Genomic DNA, 24,538 nt, shown 5'->3' on the forward strand with positions numbered 1-24,538 from the left:
GGCCCGGAGCACAGACTTTTACCGCCAGGTCTTTTCTAGCCTTCCCGTTGTGCAAGAGGCATACCCATTGCTCGTCAGTCGGTCGGCGCAGTTTCGACCGGGGGTCCGACGGGCGTGACCCGGGGCCACACGCGGCAGGCGACCTCCGCGAGGTGACGCGCTCGGTTTTGAATCGAGGCCTCATCCCAGGACTCCGATGAAGCCAGTGGCTTGTTGAGCTGAAGGCTTGACTGCAATGCGAACTCGGGGCGCTTGACGTCCCACCCGAAGTTTGAAACTCCTTGATTGAACCGGGACGTCACGAGAGTGAGATTGCCGATTCGGTGAGCGGCGGAATGACGCTGCTGCGTGGCTAGCTCGAGCTGCGCTGGGTCCACGATGTCCAGGGGCCAATGAGTTTGCCATGAGGAGGGCAAGATATGTTCAATCTGCAGTTGCTCGTAGTCAAACGTCGCCGGCTCTGTGCGAGGGTTCTCGAACTGGAGGTGCTTGTCGATTGCACCCAGAACGAGGCGGATCCGCTCCTGAGTAAACGAGTTGTAGAACTTGTTGTTGGCGAAGGCTTCGGCGACGTCGTCATCGGTCGGCCAAGCTAATCCCTGGGAAGTGGAACTCAGAAAAGCAGTGACCGCGTCAGAAATATTGTGCCCTTCCATCTGCGCGGCTTGCGCGGACTTCAGCACATCCACAAAAAACGTGCCATATCCCCTGGTGTTTGCCCCTGTGATCATGCGACGCATCACCCAGGACTCGATCGCTCCCACGACGACCTCGTGATCAGAGAGCGGGAGTACGTCGCTCGGAAGAGTGCGAAGCCATAAGAGAAGAGGCACTGCAGTCGAAACACGAATCCGGTCGAGCCGAGTGTAGACCTGCGCCAAAATCGCCGACTCTGCTTGTCCTGGATGGTAGATGGTGCTGTACGCCGCAGCGTATTCGCTAAGTTCCTTGAGCACAGGCTCGGTAGCTCTGTTGTTGGCCGCCAAGTACGCACGTACCTGGCCATAAAGGTGACCGATAGCAGCTTCCTGCCCCGACACAGCGGTCAGCCAGGCGGACAGGAGCACGTCCCGGCGTCCACGGGCAGCGTGTCCAGTACCCACCGTCGTCTTCCACCATGCTTCGTCCAGGGGAGCCCAGTACCTGTCATACAGCGTCTCGAGCTCCCCTTCGCCACGGAGATCGCCGCGAAGGAACAGCAGGTTCTTCACTAGGTCGGTCGCTGATAGCGGGGTCTGACGCCCATTGAGCACCTCGAAGATAACCTGAGCGTCGTCATTGTCTTCGAGGTCAATGACTACAAGTTTGAACAGACCCAAGAACGTATCGACGATGGCATCCAGCAGTTCACCATCCGGCGCCGCATCGACTGCAGCGCGTGTCTGATCCGCAAAGAACTTTCGTGCCGAGAGATAGAGGTGCCCGTTGCTGGAAGGACTATCATCTGACACGGCGTCGGGCCAAACCTCGCGGTCTTTACGTCTGGGCCACAGCTTGTACTGGTCCAGGGGCTCAGTCGCCACATCCGAAGGGTTCTTGATCAGTCTCCGCATTTGAGACGCTCGCGGGGAGGCCTTTTCCTGGAGGACGTCGAGGATTCCGCGGGCGAGCAGCTGCAGTGTCGTCAGGCGCTGCTGCCCGTCGATAACGGCCCGCTGGTCCACACCGCCGGTCGACGACGGCAGCTGCTCACAAACAATCGCTCCCAAGAAATGCGGTGTCACATTTTTGTCGGCGCTGGCCCTGGAGTCACCAAGGGCGTCGGCTTGACGACGGGCTTTGTGTAGCCGTTCCGCAGCCGACAAGAGGTCCTCATGGAGCAGTCGCCATTGGCCTTCGCGGGTCCACTCGTAGTCCCGCTGGAAAGTCGGAATCACATACCTACGCTCTAAGCCCAAAACTGATTTCAAAGCGTAAGTATCGGCCTGCAACGTTCCCCCTGATTGAGAAATTTGAGTGGAAGAGAATCTCGTGACGACTCTAAAGCCCAGAGCGGGCCAAGGTGGGCTGGGCTCGCGTAGTTCGGCCAAATTGCACTTGACCCTAGAAAATCTGCGCATCAACGAGCAGGAACGTTTGGGTAACTTGCGAGGTTAGTTGTAACTACGATCTGCCATCCATCGTGCGAAATCGGACCACATGAACTCGTTTTTGGAGCAGTCACGCCGCCCGAAGTCCCAGAACTCGAGTGCCAGAGCGGCTGCGTGGTGGCTTACGTGCAGGTACTGACCGCCGCCCCAGGGACGCAGGTCGCCCGCATCCGCCGGTATGTGTTTTTCCATGTCCGGTGCGTCGACGCAGTCCTCTTCCCAACAGCCAGAGCGACGCCGCAAGCCGGCGCCGTCGTCAATCGCGCCGAGGACGAGATCTAACAGCGGAAAGCCTCGTATGAGATGAAACGGTAAACCGTCGGAGCTACTTAGTACAAAGAAGATTCAATAGTTAAATCGGTCCACGATATACAACATGGGGGAGAAATGACTGTTAGTACGACGGCAAAGAAGGCCCGATGGTGGGACGGCGACCCGACCCAGCGGTACTGGATGGAGCTCGTGAGTCGTCCCAATTGGGGGACTGAGCTGATCTCCCCTGACGAAGGCAGATACAGCCACATGTGGGATGTCCGGGAGGGCGATGTGGTTTTCCACTGGCTCGGAGTTAGCTACGCCGGGGCTGGCAAGTCCGGAATTTACGGCCACTCCGTTGTGGTTGGTCGGCCGCAGGCAGCTCCGGAGAATCAGTGGCGCAGCACCACAGGACCTGGCGTTCGGGTTCCATTGGGCGATTTTGTTCCCGCTGACCCGCTCCTGTTGCGCGAGCTGGAGGATAGCGCTGGCGAGATCGGCGCAGTGAAGGATCAGCTCATCAATGACTATGGCGCGCCCATCTACTTCCCGTTTCAGGACGGTAGTGGGGGATTCCGTCCGAGGGAGGCTTATCTGGCGAAGGTGCCGCGGGCCCTCGTGGACATCATCGCAGGGTTGCGGCCCGAAAGTGATTGGGGCGGGTCTGCTCAGCCGCTCGTGAGTCCTCAGCAGGCCGGAGGCCAGAACGGAGTGAAGGAGACTTACGCGGGCTTCTGTGCTGACCCAGTGTTGAAGAAGGCAATTGAAATGCAAGCGGTTCACCAAGCGAAGGCACACTACTCGGCTGCCGGTTACAGCGTCGAAGATGTTGGTGCGCACAAGTCTTACGACCTGCGAGTCATCCGGGGCGATGAGGTCCGGCACGTGGAAGTGAAGGGCTCTCAGGGCCATGTCCAGAAGGTCATTCTCACGCGCAATGAGGTAACCCACGCGAACGACTACGATCGAACGGACTTGGTCGTCGTCGCTGACATTGAGTGGGAGCGTCGTTTGGATGGCTCGATCGCTACGGGGAACGGCGTTATGAGCGTGTACCCGGATTGGCGACCGTCGCCCGAGAACCTCAAGCCACTGAGTTTCGAGTACTTCCTAGACTAAAGCTCGTTCTGTTGCGACTCGCCGCTGGGCGACGGGGTGCCCGATCGAGCGCCGGGCACCCCGGGTTGCGACCGGGGCTAGGGGGCGGTCCGCTTCAGGGTTGGAAAGGCAGCGTATATCGCCGCCAGCATGTCTCGGGCACCGGATTCAGTAAACTGGATCTGCTGGCTGGCTTTCCCAGGCATCGCCCGCTCAGCCGACCCGTACGTCGCAATGTGCAGGAGGACTTCGCCGTCCACACCCGAGACTGTCTGAAACGTACATATGGACTCAGTCTTATGCGGCTGGATGCCGCTTGAACTTCGAGTCACTGCCTGAATCTTCACCATGGGTTGACCCTAGCGTGTGCTTGCTCGCATCCGACGCCGATGCGAGGGCAAGTCGAGATGGATAGCGCAGTTCTGTCAGTGGCTCGTAGTAGATTTATCTGGCTGGCTGCAGGGCCAACGCGTGTATGGGCGATCGCAAGATCGCCTTCGGGACTCTGGAGGATTATTCTGTTGGGATCGATACCGATCGTCGATATTTTTGCGGGGCCCGGTGGGCTTGGCGAAGGCTTCGGAGCCCTAACGCTCAACGGCGGCAATGTTTTTGAGTCCGTCGCTGCCATAGAGATGGAGTCCTCGGCTCATTCGACCTTGACACTTCGCCACGCATTCCGGGACTTGGACAGACGAGGGCGCGTTCCAAATGTCTACTATCGTTTCGCTCGCGGCGAGGTCGAATACCAAGCATTGTGGGATGACCCGGAGATGGGGGCCGCACTGGATCGGGCTTCCAAGCGGGTTCATCGGCTCGAACTTGGGGAAGACACCCGCGCGGAGTCGGATGCTCTGATCAAAGAGACTCTTCAGGGAGAAGACAATTGGGTCCTTGTTGGAGGCCCTCCTTGCCAGGCATACTCCCTCGTGGGGCGTTCCAGACGAGCCAACGACGAGGCGTTCGAGGAAGACAAGAAGCACTTTCTCTACCGCGAGTACCTCCACATCATTACGACCTTCCTGCCGTCGGTCTTTGTCATGGAGAACGTCAAGGGACTTTTGTCGTCTACCCATGGTGGTCAGCCCATGTTCGAGCGCATCCTCGATGACCTTCGCAACATAGGTGGCGAGGCGGAGTACGAGATCTTTTCCCTGACAAAGCCCGGGTCGCCGGAGACTCTGAACCCCAAGGACTTCATCATCAGAGCCGAAGAATTCGGTGTACCTCAACAGCGGCACAGGGTCATCCTCCTCGGAATCCGGAAAGACCTCGGCCGTAAGCCAAGGACACTCGTACGCGCTGACACGCAAGTGACTGTGCGGGACGCGATTCACGACATGCCTGCGATTCGCTCGCGAATATCGAAGGGAATCGACTCGGCAGCCAATTGGGTATCTCTGCGCGCTGATGCCAACGATGCTCTGGCAGACGATGGCATTGCTGCGCTTACGTATCTGAACGACCCCGGGCCGCTCAGTAATGACTTCATCCACACCGCTCCGAAGAGGAGCAATGCGGAGGGCGCTGCGGCCAAATTCCGTAGCTGGATAGAAGACACCAGGCTGGGAGGCTTCGCTGGTCATGTATCTCGAGGGCACATGGCATCTGACTTGCAGAGGTATTTCTTCGCTTCCGCATTCGCTCTGAAGCACGGACGTTCACCGGTCTTGTCTGATTTCTCCGAGGGGCTCACTCCGAATCATCAGAGCGCCAGAAGCGAAAAGAAGTCTTTCGCCGACCGGTTCAAGGTTCAAGTCTGGGACAAGCCTTCCTCGACTGTGGTCTCACACATCGCAAAGGATGGGCACTACTACATTCATCCCGATCCTTGCCAGATGCGAAGCCTGTCCATTCGAGAAGCTGCTAGGCTCCAGTCTTTTCCGGACAACTACGTATTTCTTGGGAATCGGACGCAGCAATACACGCAAGTCGGCAACGCAGTGCCGCCATACCTGGCGCACCAGATTGCCAAGATAGTCTCAGAGCTGGTAGCTAAGTAAGGATCGGGATTGATTGGGGGAGTGACTGCAACGATGCATGCCACTGAATGGGATATCGTCCAACCGAGTGCGAGTCCCGTTTTTGAAGCACTTCGAGCATTCGGCTACACACCGGAGACGTCCATCGCGGATCTGGTCGACAATAGTATCGCTGCGAAGGCGAAGAACGTTCACATCGCGTTTGTCTGGAATGATGGCGACGCCTACATCGTCATCAAAGACGACGGTGAAGGCATGAGTGAGCAGGCACTTGTTGATGCGATGCGGTTGGGAAGCCAGAGCCCAGTCGTGGAGCGCAAAAAAGGAGATCTGGGCCGCTTTGGGCTGGGACTGAAGACCGCATCGATTGCTCAGGCTCGAGAGTTCTCCGTTGTCACCTCCAATGCGAAGGGCAAGGAAGCCGCGGTCCGCCGCTGGAACCTCGATGAAGTCCAAGAGACAGGCGAGTGGCGCTTGAGAAATTCGCTCCCAATCCAAGCGCTCGATGACATTGCCTTTTCGGAAACGGGAACTGCGATCATATGGACAAAATGTGATCGCCTAATCGGAGATCCGGCAACCGGATCCCACATGACCAAGGCCCAGTTCCTAAGAGTTGCCGACACCGTGTCCCACCACCTGGCGATGACATTCCACCGATTCTTGGAATCTCCCCGACGCCTAAGAATCTATGTAAATGGATCTGAAGTCCTACCCTGGGATCCATTTCTTACGGATAACGCCTCAACATACTCACCGGGCAAGGAGAATTTGCCGATGCACGGGCACGCCATCGGCGTCACACCCTACGTCCTTCCGCACAAGAGCAAACTTGAGGGCGAAGAGCACAGGAGGGCGGCGGGTGTCTACGGGTGGAACGCACACCAGGGCTTCTATGTATACCGAGAGGATCGACTCCTCGTCGCGGGCAGCTGGTTGGGCGTCGGCGGGATGAAGGAGGAACACTCCAAACTTGCCCGCATAGCCCTGGACATACCGGTCGCTTTGGACCACATGTGGCAGGTCGATGTAAGGAAGTCACAGGTACGCCCGCCTGCATCAATCGTGCGAGATCTCGAAAGGATAGGACGCGCAACCAAAGCGAAAGCTCAGGAGGTCTACCGCTTCCGGGGAAAGATGGAGGCCGCGAGGTCGTCTCAGAAGTTTGTCTTTGCTTGGCTGCAGCACAAGGACCGAGACAATAACATTTCCTATCGCGTCAACCGCGACAACCCTGTCGTACGTCAATGCCTAGAGACGGGCAAAGCCAATGCGGCGCAGATTGAGCAGCTTTTACGATTTGTTGAAGAAACTGTGCCGCTGACCCAAATCGCCGTCCACCTGGCCAGTTCTTTGGAATCCTCACAGCAACCATTTGAGGAGGACACGAAGGGCCTGCGGGAGCTTCTCCAGTTCTCCTTTGACCGTATGCTCACCAGCGGCGCAACTGGCGAGCAAGTTCTCGACGTATTAGCGAGAGCCGAACCCTTCTCCCTGCACCCAGGCATCGTCGCCGCATTCCAAGAAAGCATGAACTCATGACAACTGCTAGGTCTTACGTCACCAAAATGGCCACTTCCCATCTCGAACTCCTTCGAGGACAGAAGACGTTGATTACAGCAGCGGCGGTTCGGGAAGCCGTTGCCTTGTTCTGCGACGGTCCGGCCAAACAGATGCCTGGAGGCCTTACGGCGTCGCTCGTCGAAGAAATCGCCAGGGACATTGAAACGCAGTTCAACGTTTATGTGATCGGCGGAGGAGAGCTGACGAACACCAAAGGCCATGTGCCGTGGCTCGAGGAGCGCCGCGAGACTATCGAATGGAAGTTCTGGGACCGATACCGGCGATACATGATCGAAGACGAGGGGCGTTCGAGCGACGCCTTCGACAAATCCGTAGGTGACGTTACCGATCGGATCTTGGCGTCACTCGAAAACCCACTCCGCCCTGGGAGATGGGAGAGGCGAGGGCTTGTCGCCGGGCAGGTACAATCCGGCAAAACGTCGAACTACGTTGGCCTCCTCAACAAGGCCATCGATGCCGGCTACAAACTCATTATTGTGATGGCCGGCGCACATGACAGCCTTCGGAGTCAGACTCAACAGCGAATCAACGAAGGGGTGCTGGGTTTCAACACCGCTGAGACGTTCAGCGGCTCTGGACTGAGCTCCAAGACAGGCGTCGGCCTCAAGTCTGGCCCGAACCTCCTAATCAACTGCTCGACCACGGTCGAATCCAGTGGCGACTTCAAACTCACAGTTGCTAAGCAAGCCCACCAAGCGATCGGCGGAGATCCAACAGTTCTGGTCGTCAAGAAGAATGCATCCATCCTTCGAAATGTGTACAAGTGGGCAACGGGCCTGCAGCACATCATTGATCCGGCTACAGGGAAAAAAGTCGTGCCAGGTGTTCCCCTGTTGGTTTTGGATGACGAGGCTGACTACGCATCCATTGACACCGTCACCAAACCGGGTGAAGCCGAGGATGAAACCGATCCGTCGACCATCAACGGACTTATCCGGCAGATCCTCGACACCTTCGAGAAGAGTGCTTATGTGGCATACACCGCGACTCCATTTGCCAATATCTTCATAGATCCCAATGCTGCCAGAACCGATATTGGTCTCGACTTGTTCCCGGAACATTTCATTGTTCGCTTACCAGAACCGTCCAACTATTCAGGACCCATCCGCTTCTTCGGCCTAGACGGAGACACCGAGGCCGGCCTAGAGACCGTCGAGGCCATGCCAACCCTGAGGCGCATCCAGGATCACGAGGACTGGCTAAGAGACGGTCACAAATCCACCGAAATTCCAGATGACGAACTACCGGAATCGCTGAAGGAGGCCATCCAAACATTTGTGCTGTCGTGCACCGTGAAACGCATGCGGGGCCTGCGAATCAAGCATTCCTCGATGCTTGTGCATGTCACCAGGTTCAAGGACGTTCAAGCGGAAGTGGCTCGGCAGGTGCAGGAATACGTCGAGGACCTGCGGATTGCAGTGGAATTTGAAGCGAAGGCGGACTCTGAATCCGCGCTGACACTGCTTAAGAACCTCTATCTCACGGACTTTGTCGAGGTAAACGACATTCTGCTCGCCAACGAGGATCTCGCCGCCGAATGCCGGACACTTCCAGCGTGGCACGAGGTGGAGGGCGAGCTGCTCCAGACGCTATCGGAGATTGAGATCCAAGTCGTGAACGGGTCGGTCAAAGACTCTCTGATGTACTCTCAGCGCCCCAACGGGTTAAAAGTAATCGCCATTGGAGGGGACAAACTCTCACGGGGGCTCACCCTCGAGGGCTTGATGGTTTCGTATTATCTTCGAGCATCCAAGATGTACGACACTCTCATGCAAATGGGTCGCTGGTTTGGTTATCGGCCTGGCTACCTTGATCTGTGTCGTATTTACACGACTCCGCAACTGATCACTTGGTACTCCCGCATCACCGATGCCGCCGCAAAGTTGTATCGGGAGTTCGAGGTGATGGGCCAGCTGAACCGGACACCACGTCAATATGGATTGCGAATTCAGCAGCATCCTGACGGCCTGATGGTCACCGCGGCAAATAAATCGCGTCATTCCCAGAAGATGAAGGTCAGCTTTGCCGCCACTCAATGCGAGACTTTGCTGTTCGATACTGATGACAGCGTTCGAAAGCAAAACTGGGTCGCTCTGGAACAGCTCGCCAGTGACGTTTTCGGACCTTCCACTGATACCCGAGCAAAACACGTCCAGCACGATGTGTCAGCAGATTCGGTTCTAGATTTCCTCAGGGGGTACTCGGGACACAGGGATTCAGGCAGGGGTTTGCCGCAGCCTCTGATCGAGTACATCGAGAAGTGTCTTGAACCAAGAACTTCTGAACTAACCCGCTGGACGGTCATGCTGGGCGATCGAACGGACGCGGACAACTATTTCCCGTCTGCGGTGGGGGAGCTCGGCTTGTACACGCGTAGTCCATTCCCGCAGGAACAGGCTGATGGAAAACGGTCGATAAAGCGTCTTGTGAGTCCAGGTGACGTGCTCCTTCCTCTCAAAGAGGGGTCGTCGGCGTGGGACGAGGCGCTCAAGTGGGCGGTAGACCGGTTCGAATCCGGCGCAGCGAAACCCGGAACCAAGAAGCCAGAGAAACCGACGGCAGCCGCCGAACGCCACTTGAGGTCCGAAGACCACGGATTCCTCATGATTTATCCGATTGACCCTGAATCTTTCGGATACGAGAAGAACTCGGTGCCATTCGTAGGCTTCGCCGTTTCGTTCCCAGCGAGCGACAACGGACTTTCAGTGGACTATCAAGTAAATTCTGTCTTTTGGGATGAGCTTTTTGACGATGAGGGTGCCAATGCCGGTTCGAAATAGCCCCGGAGGCAGCCTTGGGCTGGACCTTCTCTGGTCATCGCTCGAGGCGGAGGCGGATTATCCAGGGCTATTTACGCGACGTCTAACTTCTGCTCCCGACCGCGATGTCTTCGTTTTTTGGGAAGGCGGAAAGCAGGGCAGGAAGGGGCTCAGCATTAGCGCGGCGGGAGCTCTGGAGGAAGTCACGGCACGCCTCCCCGATGTCTACGGACTCGACACGGGGGTTTCTGTTCCCGTTCCGGGTCGAGTCGAATTGCGGATTGCCGAGTCACGAGGAGCAGTGTCGTCAGTCTTCGAGACCTTGATTGAGGACGTCGTCAAAACGCTTTCTGCCGACGTCGCCAAGGATGCGCTTGTGACCGTGTGCCGTCGGCTTGACCTGTGGAAGCACTTCTTCGCTGTTAGCCGCAATGGTTTGAGCTTGAACCAGCAGGCGGGTCTCTTTGCCGAATTGACGGTGCTGATCGACGTGATGTGCACCGCTATTGGCGAGGAATCAGCTGCGCACGCTTGGTATGGGCCGGCAGGCGCCTTGCAGGATTTCGCCAACGACCGCTTGGGTGTCGAAGTTAAGTCGGTGTCTTCGACGGGCCCCGCAATTGTCACGATCGCGAACGAACGCCAGCTCGATGAACGCTTGGTCGGAGACCTGCTCCTGGCGGTCTACAAGCTGGACATTCGCGAGACGGGCGAGGGCCTGACGTTACCAAGAAAGATCGAGGCCGCTCGAAAACATCTGGCCGGCTACGAATCTGCTTCAGCAATGTTTGAAGCCAAACTAATTCGCTCCGGCTATTCGGATGCCCACCGGGCCAAATACGTTCATCGAATGACCATCAGAAGCGCGGCTTGGTTCCGGGTGGCCGGATCGTTCCCCCGGATAACAGAGCAAGACCTCCCGACTGGCGTGAGCCAGGTCTCGTACAAGGTGAACGTTGAATCTTGTCAGGAGTGGGAGCTGGTGCCGGAATTGGCAATTGAGACTATTAGAAGGGCCCACGAGCTATGACCCAGCTCTCCATGTTTCATGCGGATCTGCTTCAGTCTGTGAGGATGGCGGCAGAGGAAGAAGGCAATCCCGAGAGTCTCGCGCACGGGTTCACGCAGTATGTGATGGACTTGTTGACCGAGGGGGGCGAAGCCGCGGATCCGGTCGTGGCCTTGTATGGCCTTCCCAAGATGCACACGTCTGGATATGACTGGGAGGAAGAGCGTGGGCTTCTGAGCATCTTCGGAACGGAATTTTCGGCACTCCCGGACATCGCATCTCTGACAAAAGCAGAACTCACACCAATGCTCAAGCGGGTCACTGAATTTGCCACTCGGGCGACTATGGATCTCGACTCCAAGATCGACGAGTCGACGGTACTTCATGACGTCGTGGCAGAGATCAAGTCAGTTTGGCCCAAAGTCCGCAGGCTGCGCCTTGTCGTGCTCAGCAACTCCCGACTGAGAACTGCTGTGCCGGTAGTTGCCCCGATCCGAGACAAAGACACGATCGTAGAGATCTGGGACATCGAACGAATCCAAAAGCTGTCCGCTTCAGGCAACGCCCAAGAGCCCGTATCAGTTGACTTGCTGGAATTCGGACTTAATGGTCTTCCTTTCTTAGGCCCCAACGGATCGCAGGACGAGTATCAGTCCTATCTGGCTGTTGTGCCAGGGCGGGTGTTGGCCGACATCTACGGCGAATACGGGCCGAGGCTGCTGGAATTGAACGTGCGTTCGTTCCTTCAGACGAGGGGAAAGATCAACAAGGGCATACAAGCGACGATCAGCAGCGAACCAGGTCGATTTCTTGCTTACAACAACGGTCTTTCCATGACGGCCTCCAGCGTAGAAACGGAGCTCGTCGAGGGACAACGAGTCATCACAAGACTTCATGACATTCAGATCGTCAATGGTGGACAGACAACTGCTTCTCTCTATCATGCTCTGTCAGGCGGAAAAACTGACTTGGACCAAATCGAAGTGCAGGTAAAACTTACTGTCGTAGACCACGCAGTTCGCGATGACCTTGCACCAAGGATTTCAGAATATTCGAACTCTCAAAACCCCGTCAGAATGGCGGACTTCAGCGCGAATGATGCCTTCCACGTTGAATTGGAGAAACACTCACGGGTTACTTGGGCGCCGAGTGCTGAGGGTACCAACACCATGACGCGCTGGTTCTTTGAACGCGCACGGGGACAGTATGCGGATGCCGTGGCTCGGGAGCGCACACCCGCAGCCCAAAGGAAGTTCAAGAGCGAACATCCCGTAAATCAGAAGCTGCTGAAAACGGATATCGCCAAGTACGAAAACACATGGTCACAGCTTCCGTATCTGGTGAGCCTGGGAGCCGAAAAGAACTTTAATGAGTTCCTGCAGCGCCGGAGGGAAACCAACGCCAACCTGATCCCCGACGAGGAATACTTCCGTCGAGTTGTTGCGAAGGCAATCCTCTGGAGGAGGGCCGAGGCGGCCATAACAAAGCTGCAGCTGGGCGGCTACCGCGCGGCCACCGTCGCGTACACTCTGGCTCTCCTCTCAAACCGAACCGCGCAGCGGATTGATTTGGCAAAGCTCTGGCAGCGGCAGGATCTTCCCGAGGACCTGCTTCAAGCGATCATGGACCTAGCCCCCTTGGTTCATGAGCGAATCCTTAGCACCGCGGGGGCCCGGAACGTCACCGAGTGGGCGAAGAAGAAGGAATGCTGGGAGGCGGTCCAAGAGATTGGCTGGACCGCTCCCGACTCTTTGCTATCCGTCACCGCAAGAGACACCGGGGCCAAGAAGACGGCGGCCACGCCTGATGACGCCGGGCCTCGGTCCGCGGAGGAAAGTGAAGCTATGAATGTCGTCTGCGCAGTGAGGGGCGAGGCATGGAAGAGTCTTTCCACGTGGGCGAAACAAACGGACAACCTCGCAGCATGGCAGCGTGGAATCGCTTTTAGCATCGGCCGCGCATTGGAATCCGACAGGAAGCCCTCGATAAAGCAGGCCGTCCAAGGACAGAAGATCCTGGCAGAGGCAACCCGTCTTGGCTTTGATCTGCAACTGGCCACCTCATGACGCGGGAATCTGTTGCGGCTATGGTTCGACCGCGAACACAAATCGGTCACGCATCGCGGTCGTTCTTGTCTGACACCGGAAAGGACATTCGGAATGTCTAACGCAGTTGCCTTCCCCCACTGGAGGTTCGTCGAGCACCACCCCGAGGCAAAGTCGCGGGATCCGTTGCAGTCCGAATTGCTGAACCAAGAGTCCTTCCGGCCCGCTGACGCGCTGGTCCGGGAAAGTATCCAGAATTCGTTGGATGCGAAGCTTCCCAGCGTCGACAAAGTCCGAGTACGGATTTATGTTTCAGGTGCTTCCGGCGCGCTCTCCAAGGACGAGGCCGCCCCCTACTTTCAGGGGTTCTGGCCGCATGTCCAAGAATGCGAAAATGGCGGCCAGGTTGCCTCAGATCTGGAAGAAGGCGCCTGTCGGTTCGTCGTCATCGAAGACTTCGGCACGATCGGCTTGACCGGAGACCCCGCGGCTACGCGTGTGCCGGAGGGGGCGTCCAACAATTACTACTATTTCCTACGTGCCGAGGGGATCTCCCAGAAGCAGTCTTCTAGCTTGGGCAGATGGGGAGTTGGCAAGTACGTATTCCCCAAGTCGAGCGGAGTGAACGCCTTCCTCGCTTACACGAAGCGCTTTGATGACCATGGGCCCGGGCTGCTGGTCGGTCAGGCCGTCCTGATGAACCACAGCCTGGGTGACAAGGACTACGACCCGGATGGCTGGTGGGCCAAGCCCGGCCCCGGCGTTCAAATGCCACTAACAGACCCGAGTGTAGTTGAGGCGACAACGAGCCGTTGGAACATCTCGAGGGTCAACGAATCTGGCGTGAGCATAGTTATCCCTTACGTTGACGCCAAACTCACGGCCAAGGATTTTATCAGTTCGGTAATACGCGCCTACTTTGGCGCCATTCTTGCGGACAGACTTGACGTCGAGGTGGAAGACCCGGACGGTGCTGGCGTCGTCCTCCTCACGAGTAATAACGTGCTGCAGCTGGCGGAAGAGTACTTCGATGGCGACGAGCGCGAGAAGGTCGTCAGCGAGATTCAGCTTATGGCGACGAGAGCGACCATTCCCGAAGATCGACGATTTACGACTAATCAGGTTGCTGCAAGAGCTGGGAGAGGCTGGTCGTCCACGACAATTGAAGGAGATACGGTCGCCAAGATCCAGAAGGAAATCGAAGCCGGGCATGCCATCCAGGTGACCGTTCCGGTTGAGCTCCGCGTCAAAAATCCGGGGGGAGAAATTTCCACGGAGTCGCACCTGCACGTGCTTCTGCAGCAGAACGAGTCTCTGAGGCAGAAACCCCTGTATATGCGCGGAGGCATCATCGTGTCTGATGCGTCGCGGTTCCCAATGGCCGGTATCCGGGCCATCTGCATTATTGAAGACAGCGCCTTGACAAAGATGCTTGGTGACGCGGAGAATCCGGCTCACACGACATGGACGGCGAACGACAAGATTCGTTCACGCTACGTCCGTGGCGGCGAACTTCTAACCATCATCAAGACAGCACCTCATAAGATCTATGACTTGGTGTTGGACGCCGCCGCGGAAGAGCAGCGCATAGTTTTTGCTGACATCTTTGCCGTTCCACTAGCAGACGGCGGGCGCAAGAAGAAGAAGCCTACGTTCTCGGGAGGTAAGAGGCCCGGTGGGACGCAGGGCCCGGGCGGGCCCCGGTCCCAGCCCCTGACACGAATAGAACGTGAGGACAGCGGTGGCTTCACTGTTGTCCCAAGTGAGCACGGTCGCGGGGGCACTCTGAAGCGCGTCGAAGTGGCCTTGGGGTATGCCACTAGGCGTGGGGATGCCCTAGCCAAATGGCGGAAGGACGATTTTGACTTGGCAACTTTCTCGCCGGTAATTACAGGGGGAAAGATCGAGAAGCAGCAGGGAAACCTGCTGACAGCCGTGGTCGAAGACACTGCCGAGTTCCAATTGACCGTTCTGGGGTTCGATGTAAACAGAGACCTTAACATCCGAGCAAGGGGGCTCTCGAAGTAATGGCTACACTCAACTTCACCGGACGCCGTGAATTGGATCGATCGCAGATCCAACTGCGTGTTCGACAGGACGACGGCAAGGTGCTTTTGGACGTCTTTTCGCTAGGGTTGGAGGGCATGGACCTTCCCGGAACAGCGGAAGTCACAGTAGAGGCTTACAGACAGACAACAAAAGAACGCGTTCATTGCGGAACCGTCGATTTCCTGCAGACTCGTCAAGATGTGCATCTTGAGTCATTTGATGTTTCGGATAACATTCAGCTGAGAGTGAGGGTCGTCGGAGCGGAGGGGACGGCTCACGGAAAAATTCTGGCTATGGCGGATCATCTTCGGGGTGCCGCTGAAGAAGCCCAAGACTCTGCACCACTGCTTAAGCTGCAGCGCACCGATCTAGGCGACCTGGTATGGAAGTTCGACATCGACAATGGCCCGATCCTGTGCATAAACAAGCGATTGCGCGATCACGACACCGTTGTTAATTCAGTCCAATTCAAGGCACTTGTTCTTCCGGAGTTCTTCCGGCAGACCGCCATTTGGGCCGCCCGGAATATAGATGACTCCGACGACGCCAACTCGACGCTCAGCCACTGGGTGAGCTACTTCGACAGCATCGGCGTGGACCTAAGCACTCTGGACGAGTTTGACGTCGACGATCCGAGCTACAACGACATGGTGGAGACTTGGGCGGCGCAGGCTGCGTCCACGTTTGCCGGGCAGGTCAGTTCTCTTCACATAATTAATGCCGCGGCCCCGGCAGAGGAGGAGTTTGATGAACGAGATTAGACGCTTTACGGAACCTGGGCTCATCGCCGCCCGAGAGCTGTTGAACCAACTGCGCCAAGGAGAGGACGTCGATGTTGAGGCGTTACTGACCAGCGAGCTGCACACTTTGCAAATGATGCCTGATGCCGACTACGACGTCATATCCTTTGACGACCGCCAGCACGCGGCAGAGTTTTTCTACGCCCTACTGGAGCCGCTCTCAGCCCATTACCCGGACTTGGAACTGGACGCAGGGTTGTGGACTTGGCTTGCGATGAAGTGGCTCAGCGTTCTAGCGCCGGAAGACCCCTCCACGGGTGAGAGGGTCGTTCGGCAAGACGAGCGGTACGTGCTGACACCCCACAGTTTTCAAACCTATTACAGGCACTACCTCTCTGGTCCGTATCGAATATATAAGGCGCATCGCGACGATGTTTCCCGGGTGCGGGCCGTCCTGGCAACACCGGTCATAAGTCCTGGAGAAGTGGTTGAACAGATTGCTTCCAAACAAGACATCATCAGCAACCCTTCTCTGATGGGGGCGGTCACTGCGCTCTACGTCGATCCTGCCACCAATACGTTGAAGCGCGGTTCAGGAGGAAGTGCCGGAGGTTCGCCTCGTCGCCTTTCGGATGTTCTTTACCAGTTCGACCAAACGTGGGATACCTCCGCGATGGCTCCGGGCGAGATACTGGCGCTGCTACCGGCGGAGTTTGATCGATTTAAGTCCGCATAGCCTGCATAAGGTGCCTATTCCGACGGACCTTTTGGGCGTGGCCATGTGAGGGTTCTCTGTCCAGATAATGGCCTTTCGGCCCAGCGATGTTGCTCCTACGTCCAGCAACTCGGCGGTTCACCCTCTGGAATCGTTTGATCGGTGGAATGCAGTGTTGGGAGCCCCGTCGACGCACCACTCTGAGCTGGGTTGATGGCGGCGAATACGCCGCAAGTCAGCTGTTCGTGCTGGCGTCGCGTGCCTGCTTCCACAGTTCCGCCTGCTCGTCGGTGAGCCAGTAATACACGAGGTTTGGGCCTTCCGGACGGGGGTCAATATTGGCGGACCACTTGGCGGTGAGGGGCCAGATCTTCGTGTCATATCTGGCGGGTAGGGTGCGGCCGAGGTGCGTCCAGACGGTCTTGACTTGGCTGCGAGGTCGTTCAGTTTCCTTGGCGAGCTCGTCGATGCTGAGCCGTCGTTCGGGACGAACGACGAGGATGTCCAGGATCTCTCCGATGATCGACGCGGTCTTAGAACGGTCGTTGGCGAACTGGATGAGCTTCTCGAGGGGCCAGAGGCGGGCATCGGTCTGCGCCTCTGTGGGGACTGGGTCGTCGTGTTCCCCGAGATCCCCGCGATCGGACAGGTCAGCGAGGAATCGGTACACGTCCGCGCGGTACTCGTTCGGGACCAGGATAGGCGTGAATCCTTCGTCGTCATTCACTGTATGCTCAATCCTCTTTGGGTCAGTATGCGGTGTCATATCAAAACCATACCAAGTGCTGTGGAGTACTATATAAGAGTTTCCCATACGCATCCCTAGAACTTCCGGGCCTTGCCGCTGACTGCGGCCGATACACGCGCTTAGCCTCGATCGACCCCGAAATCACGGGCCGGACCTACAGCGCCGGCGCCCACCACGGACAGCATGGCGGAGAGGTGCGTGGTGATCCAAGGCAGGCCTGCCGCGCAGGAGGCCCGGGACCTCGGTGACGCCGCGGCCGTGTCGCGGATAGTTCCACGCGTCCACCCCCGGCACGTCGAGCAAGCCGAAGCCCAGGCTGTACCCGGTGGCCCAGATGACCGACGTGATTCCCTCGGCAGCGGGTTGAGCCGCGCCCCGGAGTCTTCCGGCAGCCAGTAGTCCGCCGGCAAGGGCTCGGCGGGCGGGGCATCGATGCCGGCCGCGGCGATGTAGGCGTCGACCATCCGCCTCTGCCGTTGGCCGAACCCGGCCTCGACCAGGGCGAGGCGTGAAGGGAGGTCTTCGCTGAAGGCGAGGGCGCCGTCGTCCGTTCCCTCAAGCCGGCCGTGCAGGCGGATGCCCCGGCGGCCGAGGTCCCGCGCGTGCTGGCGATGAAGCTGCCTTGGGAGGCCCAATAGTGGAATGGCATTAGGACAAAACAAAGGCAAGCCGGCGGAAAGCCGGCCTGCCTTTAGTGTGTTGGGAACTCGCGCCCCTACATAACCCCCGTCGGCACCAGCAGAACCCAGGCCAGGGCCGGAGCCACCAGAACCACACCGCCGGCGTACATCATGAGCTGGCGGTAGACGCGCTGGCGGTCGTTGTCGCGGGCGTTGGCCACCACCAGGGCGCCGTCGGTGGAGAAGGGGGAGACGTCGACGACGGTGGCCGCGATGGCGAGGGCCGCGACGGTACCGGAAGCGCTCAGCGAGCTGGTGGCCAGCAGTGGCCCGGCCATCGGGATGAACGCGGTGAGCAGCGCCGTCGAGGACGCGAAGGCGGAGCCGACGCCGATGACATAGCAGAGGACCAGGGCGATCAGCAGCGGCGCTCCCAGCGCCAGGGCCATCTCGGCGAGGGTGTCGATGACGCCCACGTGCTGGAGCAGGGAGACGTAGGTGATCATGCCGGCCACCAGCAGCACGGTGGACCAGGACACGCCGCCGATGAACGTCTTGTGTTCCTTGATGTTGACGAAGGCCAGCAGCAGGCCGGCGGAGAGGGCCACGAAGCCGATCGGCAGGTGGAAGCCCAGCGTGCACACCAGGATCGCGGCGATCAGCACCAGAGTGAAGATCTGCTGTCCGCTCGGGCGGCCGGTGCGGGGCGTGTCCAGGCCGGCGTACTCGTTGGCGTGCTTGTCACGCAGCTTGCCCAGCAGGCCGAACAGCACGATGGTCAGCGCGGAGAGGATGAAGTTCAGCGCGAAGCTGGCCGTGAAGAGCCCGCCCTGCGAGATGGGGAAACCGTTCTTCAGCGCGATGTCGTGCACCAGCACACCGGCGACGGACAGCGGCGAGAACCCGCCGGCGTGGGCGCCGTTGATCACGAAGGCGCCCATCAAGACCGGGTGGATCCGCGATTCATAGGCCAGGCCCAGGGCCGCCGGTGCCAGCAGCGCCACCGCCGCCGGGGAGAAGGTGCCCAGCGCCGTCAGCGCCGCGGCCAGGAGAAAGAACACCCAGGGCAGCAGCATGGTCTTGCCCCGGACCAGCCGCACGCAGGTCTGGACGATGATGTCGATCGACCCGTTCCGCTGCGCCATGCTGAAGAAGTAGGTCACGCCGATGATCGTCAGGACGATGCTGGCCGGGAACTCCTCCAGGATTTCCTTGTCGCTCATGCCGAGCATGAAGTAGCCGACGCCGAAGGACGCCACCAGCCCCATGACGCCGATGTTCAGTGGCCATTTGGTGGCGACGACGAACATCACCACGAGGATGACGAGCGGGATGATCTGGGTGGCGGTCATGGTCGGCTCCGAGTCAGGGGCGGCCGCGGGGTTGAACAGGCCACCTCCAAACAGGAGGGCGACCAGACCCAGGACAGCGATCGCGGCTACCGTCACCAGCAGGATACGGCGGCGCCGGTCGGGACGCCGGGAGCTCTCGACCTGGGTGTCGCCGGGTACGGCCTGTTGCGGTGCCTTTTCTATGGTTTCTTCTGCAGTCTTCTCTGCGATGTTAGTCATGATGCTTTCTCCTCATCGAGTAGCGCTGGCAAAGGAGGCGTCGACGGCGGTGCCGAGGGCCTCGGGAAGGTGGATGGTGGTGGTGGCGATAGTGCGGGCGGTGCGGTCGACGCCGACCAGCAGTTGCCCGTCCCGTTCCTCGCTCCAGGTGTCGATGACCCCGGCCGGGGTGCGCAGCCGCAGCGTCGGGCCGCCGGTGCCGCCGGTGATGTCGCCCAGCAGGGTGCCCGGGGTGCGGGCCGCGAGGGTCAGGGCAATGCTTCCGGTGATGGCCAGGGCCGGGTGCGGCTTGCCCATCGAGAGCATGACGACGGCGACGTCGGACTCAGCGTCGGACCGCGCCGGGGCGGCGACCACGGCGACCTTGGGGACGGCGCGGGCGGCCTCGCCGGGCGTTGCCGCGAGCCCCATCCGCACGGCGGCCTGGCGGCGGATGTGTTCCAGGGTGTCCAGCTGCAGTTCCAGCCCGGCGGTCCAGCTGGCGTGCCGCTCCGGGTCCAGGCCCAGCTCCTCGGCTCGCAGCATCACAACCGGTGCTCCGGCGTCGACCATGGAGACGGTCCAGCGGGTGCCGCCGGCGACGATGGCGTCGGTCGCGGATCCGGTGGGAAGCAGTCGGCCGGTGGTCTTGCCGGCCGGGTCGAGGAAGCCGAGCCCCACCCGGTAGCCGGGGAACGGGACGCCGGGCATCTGGGCCTGCGGGACGATCGGCAGGGCGCCGGCCGGGGTTGCCACCCGCTGGATGATGATCTGGCCGGTGTTGGTGTTGCGGGTGACGATCCGGGTGACGTCGCCGTCGGGGACCACCCAGCCCTTTTCGATCGCGTAGAGGCCGACGACGGCGGAGCAGTTGCCGCAGTTGCTGCCCCAGTCCACGGCGGCTTCCTCGATGCCCACCTGGGCGAAGGTGAATTCGACGTCGATGCCGGCGTCGGCGGGGCGGTGCAGGATCATCGCCTTGCTGGTGGTGGAGGTGGCGCCGCCGACGCCGTCGATCTGCCGGTGGTCGGGGCTGCCGAACAGCCGGGGCAGCAGCACGTCGGGGCTGGTCCCGGTTTCATTCAGCTGTCCGGTTTCGAAGACCCAGCATTTGCTGGTGCCTCCGCGCATCCACTCCGCTTCGATCTTCATGGTCTGTTCCTTGCTTCGGTTCTGCTTCGATCTGCCCCCATGGTGTTCAAGGGCTTGATTTGAGATTGATCCAGATCACAAATGAAGACAAGGTTGGATTTCTGCAAGGGAGTGTAGCAATGCTTAATTCATTTTGGTTGCGGCCCGTGTGCGCCCGCCTCGGGCGGCGCCGCCGTCGGAAACGGCTGGCTCTTTCCCGCCAATCGGGCGGTGGATGTATAGAATTAACGGATTCAACAGAAGGGTAAAGCGTTGCTTAACGATGCTGATCAGGAATTGTTCGACATCCGGCGCCTTGCCTTGCTGGTGGAGGTGGTGGAGCAGGGATCGATCACCGCCGCGGCCGAGCTGATGATGTACACGCCCTCCGCGGTCTCGCAGCAGCTGCGGAAACTCGAGCAGGAAGTCGGCCAGCCGCTGCTCAACCGCCGCTCCCGCGGGGTGGTGCCCACCGAAGCCGGGCAGGTCCTCGCCGGCCACGCGCGCAAGATCATCGGCCAGATGCGCGCTGCCCAGTCGGACCTGGACCAGATCGCCGGCCTCAAGCGCGGCTCCCTGACCGTCGGCACCTTTCCGACGCTGGCCGGCTCGTTCCTGCCCATTGTCATCCGGGCCTTCAAGAAGCGGTACCCGGCGATTGGCTTGTCCCTCCGAAGTGCGCGCTTCGATGACCTGGTGAGCGACCTGCAGTCCGGAGTGACCGGGCTGTGCCTGCTGTGGGACTACCCGTGGAACCGGTTCCAGGACGATTCCATCCGGATCACGGAGGTTTTCCAGGAAAGCACGGTCCTGCTGGTGTCCCGCAGCCATCCACTGGCCGACCGCGACGAGATCCGGATGGAGGAGCTCCGCAAGGAATCGTGGATCGTGCGGGCCGAAGCGCACCCCGTCGTCGAAGTGCTGCAGCGCTCCGCCCATGAGGCCGGGTTCGAACCGACCATCGGCTTCCTGGCCAACGACTACCAGGAGGCGCAGGCGATGGTGAGCGTGGGCATGGGCGTGGCCATGGTGCCCAAGACCGCCGTGGCCCTGCAGCACCCCGACGTCCGGGTGATCAGCCTCGGCTCCGCCGCGCCCCTGCGGCGCGTGCTGCTGGCCCAGCGCCAGGACAAGGTCTATGCCCCGGCCGAGGTCGCGTTTCACTCAACGCTGCTCGAGATCGCCCGGGAACGCGCCGGCGACTACTTGTAACGACGGCGACGGCCCCGGTGCTGCGGGCGCGGCTGCAGCACCGCGCCCGTGGCCCTACCCCCGAGCCACCAGCCCCGGCACCCCGTCCCGAATCTCAAACGAAGCCTTCGTGCTCACCGGAGCCCCCGGCGTCGTGACGTAGTCCAGCGTGCGGGAGTCGGCGGTCATGGCGTCCTTGGTGACGCGGGTGTTCACGTAGCCGCGGTTGTCGTTGGTGAACTTCAGGTGCGGGTTCCAGGCCATCGTTGCGTCCGTGGTGGAGCCGGTGCCGTTGCCGGTGGAGGTGATGGACGTGCAGACCAGTTCCGAGCCGACCACGGGGGAGGCTGGGTCCTTGTAGTCGACCTTGACGTCGTTGGCCCAGTTGCGGTGCACGTCGCCGGTGAGGACGACGGCGTTGCGAACGTTGGCGTCCACCCAGCCCTGCGTGATGCGGCGGCGGGACGCGGCGTAGCCGTCCCAGCCGTCCATAGAGACGTCGTCGATCTCCGGTGCCTGGTTCCGGTCCCGCTCGGCGAAGAACACCTGCTGGCCCAGGATGTCCCAGCGCTGAGTGGAGTTCCGGAAGCCGTCCAGCAACCACTTCTCCTGCTCCGAGCCGGTGATGGTGCGGTCCTCGGCAAGGCGCTCGGGGACGTTCTTCTTCCAGCCGTCCCCGGCGAGCTGGTCGTCCCGGTACTGCCGGGTATCCATCATGTGGAAGTTGGCCAGCTGGCCCCACTGCAGCTTCCGGTAGATCTTCATGTCGGCGCCCGCCGGCACCGACGAGGGCCGCAGCGGCATGTTCTCGTAGTACGCCTGGAACGCGGCGGCCCGGCGCTGGCGGAAATGCTCGGAGGTGTCGTTCAGCTGACCGGGATCCCGGTTCTCCGGGACATCGTCAGCCCAGTTGTTGTCCACCTCGTGGTCGTCCCACACCACCAGCCACGGCGCCACCGCGTGCGCGGCCTGCAGGTCGGCGTCGGCCTTGTACTGGGCGTGTCGCTGCCGGTAGCCGGCCAGGTTGACGGTTTCCGGACCCTCGTGGTCGCGCGGATTGCCGCCGCCGATCACGTAGCTGTCCTTCTTGTACTCGTACAGGTAATCGCCCAGATGCAGCACCAGGTCCGGCTGGTCCTGGGCCAGCCGGTTGTACGCGGTGAAGTAGCCGTGCTCGTACTGCGCGCAGCTGGCGAACGCCATGGCCAGCGCCGCCGGCGTCTCGTGCAGCGCCGGGCTGGTCAGCGTCCGCCCCACCGGGCTGATGTGCCGGCCGGTGCGGAACCGGTAGAAGTATTCGCGTCCCGGCCGCAGGCCCCGCAGCTCCACGTGCACCGAGTGCGCAGTCTCGATCCGGGCCTGTTCGACGCCGCGGGCCACCACCGTGCGCATGCCCGCGTCCTCGGCCACTTCCCACGCCACTGAGACGTTGCGCGAAGGCATCCCGCCCAGGCCGTCCCCGGCCACCGGGTCCACCGCCAGGCGGGTCCAGATCACGAAGCCGTCCGGCCACGGCTCGCCGGAGGCGATGCCGAGCTGGAACGGATCGGTGCGGAGGCCGGCGTCGTCCGCGGTGGAGACGGCGACGGCGGCACCGGGCCAGGCTGCGACGAGCCCCGCTCCGAGGCCGGCGGTAAGAAGGGATCTGCGCGAAATGTTGTCCATGCCCGCCACGCTATTCACGACGGGTTGACAGCCTGCATGGGCGATATGAATGGCCAGTTAACTCCGTGACAAGACCTGCGAGATTGAGTTGTTTCCCCGGCCCGATGGCCCTATCGCACGCCGTCGCCCGGTGGGAGGATGAGCGGGCGCGGGCCGCCCGCCCAAAGGCGCGGGGCCTTGAAAGACCGCAGCACTCACCGAACGGAAGGACCATCATGAAGGCAGCACGTTTCCATGGCCGCAAGGACATCCGGATCGAGGACATCCCGGAGCCGGAGCTCCGGGCCGGCGCGGTGAAGATCGACGTCGCCTGGTGCGGGATCTGCGGCACGGACCTGCACGAATACCTGGAAGGACCCATCTTCTGCCCTGCGCCGGGGCATCCGCACCCGCTCTCGCACGAGGAATCGCCGGTGACCCTGGGGCACGAGTTCTCCGGCACGGTGTCCGAGGTCGGCGACGGGGTGGAAGCGCTCGCGGTGGGCGACAACGTCGTCGTCGAACCCTATTTTGTGGACGGCGACTGCGACATGTGCCAAGCGGGAAGCTACCACCTGTGCCGGCAGATGGGCTTCATCGGGCTCTCCGGCGGCGGTGGCGGGCTCAGCGAAAGGATCGTGGTGGACCAGCGGTGGGTGCACCCCATCGGCGACATTCCCCTGGATGAGGCGGCCCTGATCGAGCCGCTCTCCGTAGCGCACCACGCGGTGGCGCGCAGCGGCGCCAAGGCCGGCGACGTGGCCCTGGTCGGCGGGTCGGGCCCGATCGGGCTGCTGACCGCGGCCGTGCTCAAGGGCATGGGCGTCACCACGATCATCAGCGAACTGACCCAGGCGCGGAAAGACAAGGCCGTCTCCAGCGGAGTGGCGGACCATGTGCTGGACCCCAGCCAGGAGAACGTCCCGGCCCGGGTGCTGGAACTCACCGGCGGCACCGGCGCCGACGTCGCCTTCGAATGCGCCGGCGTGAACGCGGTACTGGACACCATGCTCGACGCCGTCCGGCCCGGGGGAGTGGTGGTCAACGTGTCCATCTGGGGTGCGCCCGCTACCGTGGACATGCAGAAGCTGGTGCTCAAGGAGATCGACCTGCGCGGCACCATCGCCTATGTCCGGGACCATCCCGCGGTCATCAAGATGGTTCAGGAGGGCAAGGTGGACCTCAAGCCGTTCATCACCGGCAGGATCGCGCTGGACGACCTGGTGGAGCAGGGATTCGACACCCTCATCAACCACAAGGACACAGCCGTGAAGGTGCTGGTGCATCCGTAGTCCCGCCGCCCGGAGCGCCTGCACCGGGGGAGGGCA

At 60.5% G+C, this 24,538-nt stretch carries 18 protein-coding genes; 11 read left to right on the forward strand and 7 right to left on the reverse strand.

Going from position 1 to position 24,538, the window contains the following annotated elements:
• Nucleotides 1-74 precede the first annotated feature (74 nt).
• A complete protein-coding gene (locus HNO80_RS13790; RefSeq protein ID WP_217500933.1) occupies nt 75-1,910 on the reverse strand; it encodes a DUF262 domain-containing protein in 1,836 nt (611 codons plus the stop codon).
• A gap of 567 nt (nt 1,911-2,477) precedes the next feature.
• On the opposite strand from HNO80_RS13790, the gene HNO80_RS13795 reads away from it, so the two are divergent.
• A complete protein-coding gene (locus HNO80_RS13795; protein ID WP_175323420.1) occupies nt 2,478-3,464 on the forward strand; it encodes a protein NO VEIN domain-containing protein in 987 nt (328 codons plus the stop codon).
• Nucleotides 3,465-3,541: 77 nt separating this feature from the next.
• Here HNO80_RS13795 and HNO80_RS13800 read toward each other — a convergent pair whose 3' ends face one another.
• Nucleotides 3,542-3,793: a hypothetical protein gene (locus tag HNO80_RS13800; protein ID WP_175323421.1), complete on the reverse strand. Its 252-nt coding sequence runs from the start codon at nt 3,791-3,793 to the stop codon at nt 3,542-3,544.
• 171 nt (nt 3,794-3,964) lie between these two features.
• On the opposite strand from HNO80_RS13800, the gene HNO80_RS13805 reads away from it, so the two are divergent.
• From HNO80_RS13805 to HNO80_RS13840, 8 genes are all read left to right on the forward strand, one after another.
• Nucleotides 3,965-5,446 carry a DNA cytosine methyltransferase gene (locus HNO80_RS13805; RefSeq protein ID WP_217500934.1) on the forward strand — a complete coding sequence of 494 codons (1,482 nt, stop codon included), beginning with the start codon at nt 3,965-3,967 and terminating at the stop codon, nt 5,444-5,446.
• Nucleotides 5,447-5,467: 21 nt separating this feature from the next.
• Complete coding sequence (locus tag HNO80_RS13810) at nt 5,468-6,967, forward strand: ATP-binding protein (RefSeq protein ID WP_175323423.1); 1,500 nt, start codon at nt 5,468-5,470, stop codon at nt 6,965-6,967.
• Nucleotides 6,968-6,993: 26 nt separating this feature from the next.
• The gene (locus tag HNO80_RS13815; RefSeq protein ID WP_175323424.1) at nt 6,994-9,789 is read left to right on the forward strand and encodes a Z1 domain-containing protein; all 2,796 of its coding nucleotides are present in this window, start codon (nt 6,994-6,996) and stop codon (nt 9,787-9,789) included.
• Nucleotides 9,746-10,798, forward strand: a complete 1,053-nt coding sequence (locus HNO80_RS13820) for a PD-(D/E)XK motif protein (RefSeq protein WP_175323425.1) — start codon at nt 9,746-9,748, stop codon at nt 10,796-10,798. The genes HNO80_RS13815 and HNO80_RS13820 overlap by 44 nt, the downstream gene beginning before the upstream one ends.
• Entirely contained in the window at nt 10,795-12,843 is a 2,049-nt protein-coding gene (locus HNO80_RS13825) for an AIPR family protein (RefSeq protein ID WP_175323426.1), read from the forward strand. The genes HNO80_RS13820 and HNO80_RS13825 overlap by 4 nt, the downstream gene beginning before the upstream one ends.
• A 93-nt stretch (nt 12,844-12,936) precedes the next feature.
• Nucleotides 12,937-14,850, forward strand: coding sequence for a hypothetical protein (locus HNO80_RS13830; protein ID WP_175323427.1), 1,914 nt, complete (start codon nt 12,937-12,939; stop codon nt 14,848-14,850).
• Nucleotides 14,850-15,632 (forward strand): hypothetical protein, encoded by a 783-nt coding sequence (locus HNO80_RS13835; RefSeq protein ID WP_175323428.1) that lies wholly within the window; start codon nt 14,850-14,852, stop codon nt 15,630-15,632. Before HNO80_RS13830 ends, HNO80_RS13835 begins: the two co-directional genes overlap by 1 nt.
• Entirely contained in the window at nt 15,619-16,347 is a 729-nt protein-coding gene (locus tag HNO80_RS13840) for a hypothetical protein (RefSeq protein ID WP_175323429.1), read from the forward strand. Before HNO80_RS13835 ends, HNO80_RS13840 begins: the two co-directional genes overlap by 14 nt.
• 214 nt (nt 16,348-16,561) lie before the next feature.
• On the opposite strand, the gene HNO80_RS13845 is transcribed toward HNO80_RS13840, so the two are convergent.
• The 4 genes from HNO80_RS13845 to HNO80_RS13860 all read right to left on the reverse strand — a co-directional run bounded on the left by HNO80_RS13845 (nt 16,562) and on the right by HNO80_RS13860 (nt 20,396).
• The gene (locus HNO80_RS13845) at nt 16,562-17,053 is read right to left on the reverse strand and encodes a hypothetical protein (protein ID WP_175323430.1); all 492 of its coding nucleotides are present in this window, start codon (nt 17,051-17,053) and stop codon (nt 16,562-16,564) included.
• A gap of 140 nt (nt 17,054-17,193) precedes the next feature.
• The gene (locus HNO80_RS13850) at nt 17,194-17,709 is read right to left on the reverse strand and encodes a hypothetical protein (protein WP_175323431.1); all 516 of its coding nucleotides are present in this window, start codon (nt 17,707-17,709) and stop codon (nt 17,194-17,196) included.
• A gap of 80 nt (nt 17,710-17,789) precedes the next feature.
• Nucleotides 17,790-19,046, reverse strand: a complete 1,257-nt coding sequence (locus tag HNO80_RS13855) for an SLC13 family permease (protein WP_249777354.1) — start codon at nt 19,044-19,046, stop codon at nt 17,790-17,792.
• 231 nt (nt 19,047-19,277) lie between these two features.
• A complete protein-coding gene (locus tag HNO80_RS13860) occupies nt 19,278-20,396 on the reverse strand; it encodes a PrpF domain-containing protein (protein WP_175323433.1) in 1,119 nt (372 codons plus the stop codon).
• Between the two features lie 252 nt (nt 20,397-20,648).
• Between HNO80_RS13860 and HNO80_RS13865 the strand changes: the two genes are divergently transcribed.
• Nucleotides 20,649-21,587, forward strand: coding sequence for a LysR family transcriptional regulator (locus HNO80_RS13865; RefSeq protein ID WP_175323434.1), 939 nt, complete (start codon nt 20,649-20,651; stop codon nt 21,585-21,587).
• Between the two features lie 54 nt (nt 21,588-21,641).
• Here HNO80_RS13865 and HNO80_RS13870 read toward each other — a convergent pair whose 3' ends face one another.
• Nucleotides 21,642-23,231 (reverse strand): alkaline phosphatase D family protein, encoded by a 1,590-nt coding sequence (locus HNO80_RS13870; RefSeq protein ID WP_175323435.1) that lies wholly within the window; start codon nt 23,229-23,231, stop codon nt 21,642-21,644.
• A gap of 215 nt (nt 23,232-23,446) precedes the next feature.
• Here HNO80_RS13870 and HNO80_RS13875 point away from each other — a divergent pair, with 215 nt between their 5' ends.
• A complete protein-coding gene (locus HNO80_RS13875) occupies nt 23,447-24,502 on the forward strand; it encodes a 2,3-butanediol dehydrogenase (protein ID WP_175323436.1) in 1,056 nt (351 codons plus the stop codon).
• Nucleotides 24,503-24,538: the final 36 nt, after the last annotated feature.

Source organism: Arthrobacter sp. C9C5 (assembly GCF_013359735.1).
GTDB lineage: Bacteria > Actinomycetota > Actinomycetes > Actinomycetales > Micrococcaceae > Arthrobacter.

Coding starts and splice junctions, on each gene's coding strand:
- HNO80_RS13800 (WP_175323421.1), bottom strand. CDS start 3,793: ATGGTGAAGATTCAGGCAGTGACTCGAAGTTCAAGCGGCATCCAGCCG.
- HNO80_RS13820 (WP_175323425.1), top strand. CDS start 9,746: ATGAGCTTTTTGACGATGAGGGTGCCAATGCCGGTTCGAAATAGCCCC.
- HNO80_RS13795 (WP_175323420.1), top strand. CDS start 2,478: ATGACTGTTAGTACGACGGCAAAGAAGGCCCGATGGTGGGACGGCGAC.
- HNO80_RS13875 (WP_175323436.1), top strand. CDS start 23,447: ATGAAGGCAGCACGTTTCCATGGCCGCAAGGACATCCGGATCGAGGAC.
- HNO80_RS13825 (WP_175323426.1), top strand. CDS start 10,795: ATGACCCAGCTCTCCATGTTTCATGCGGATCTGCTTCAGTCTGTGAGG.
- HNO80_RS13855 (WP_249777354.1), bottom strand. CDS start 19,046: ATGACCGCCACCCAGATCATCCCGCTCGTCATCCTCGTGGTGATGTTC.
- HNO80_RS13835 (WP_175323428.1), top strand. CDS start 14,850: ATGGCTACACTCAACTTCACCGGACGCCGTGAATTGGATCGATCGCAG.
- HNO80_RS13840 (WP_175323429.1), top strand. CDS start 15,619: ATGAACGAGATTAGACGCTTTACGGAACCTGGGCTCATCGCCGCCCGA.
- HNO80_RS13870 (WP_175323435.1), bottom strand. CDS start 23,231: ATGGACAACATTTCGCGCAGATCCCTTCTTACCGCCGGCCTCGGAGCG.
- HNO80_RS13815 (WP_175323424.1), top strand. CDS start 6,994: ATGGCCACTTCCCATCTCGAACTCCTTCGAGGACAGAAGACGTTGATT.
- HNO80_RS13860 (WP_175323433.1), bottom strand. CDS start 20,396: ATGAAGATCGAAGCGGAGTGGATGCGCGGAGGCACCAGCAAATGCTGG.
- HNO80_RS13830 (WP_175323427.1), top strand. CDS start 12,937: ATGTCTAACGCAGTTGCCTTCCCCCACTGGAGGTTCGTCGAGCACCAC.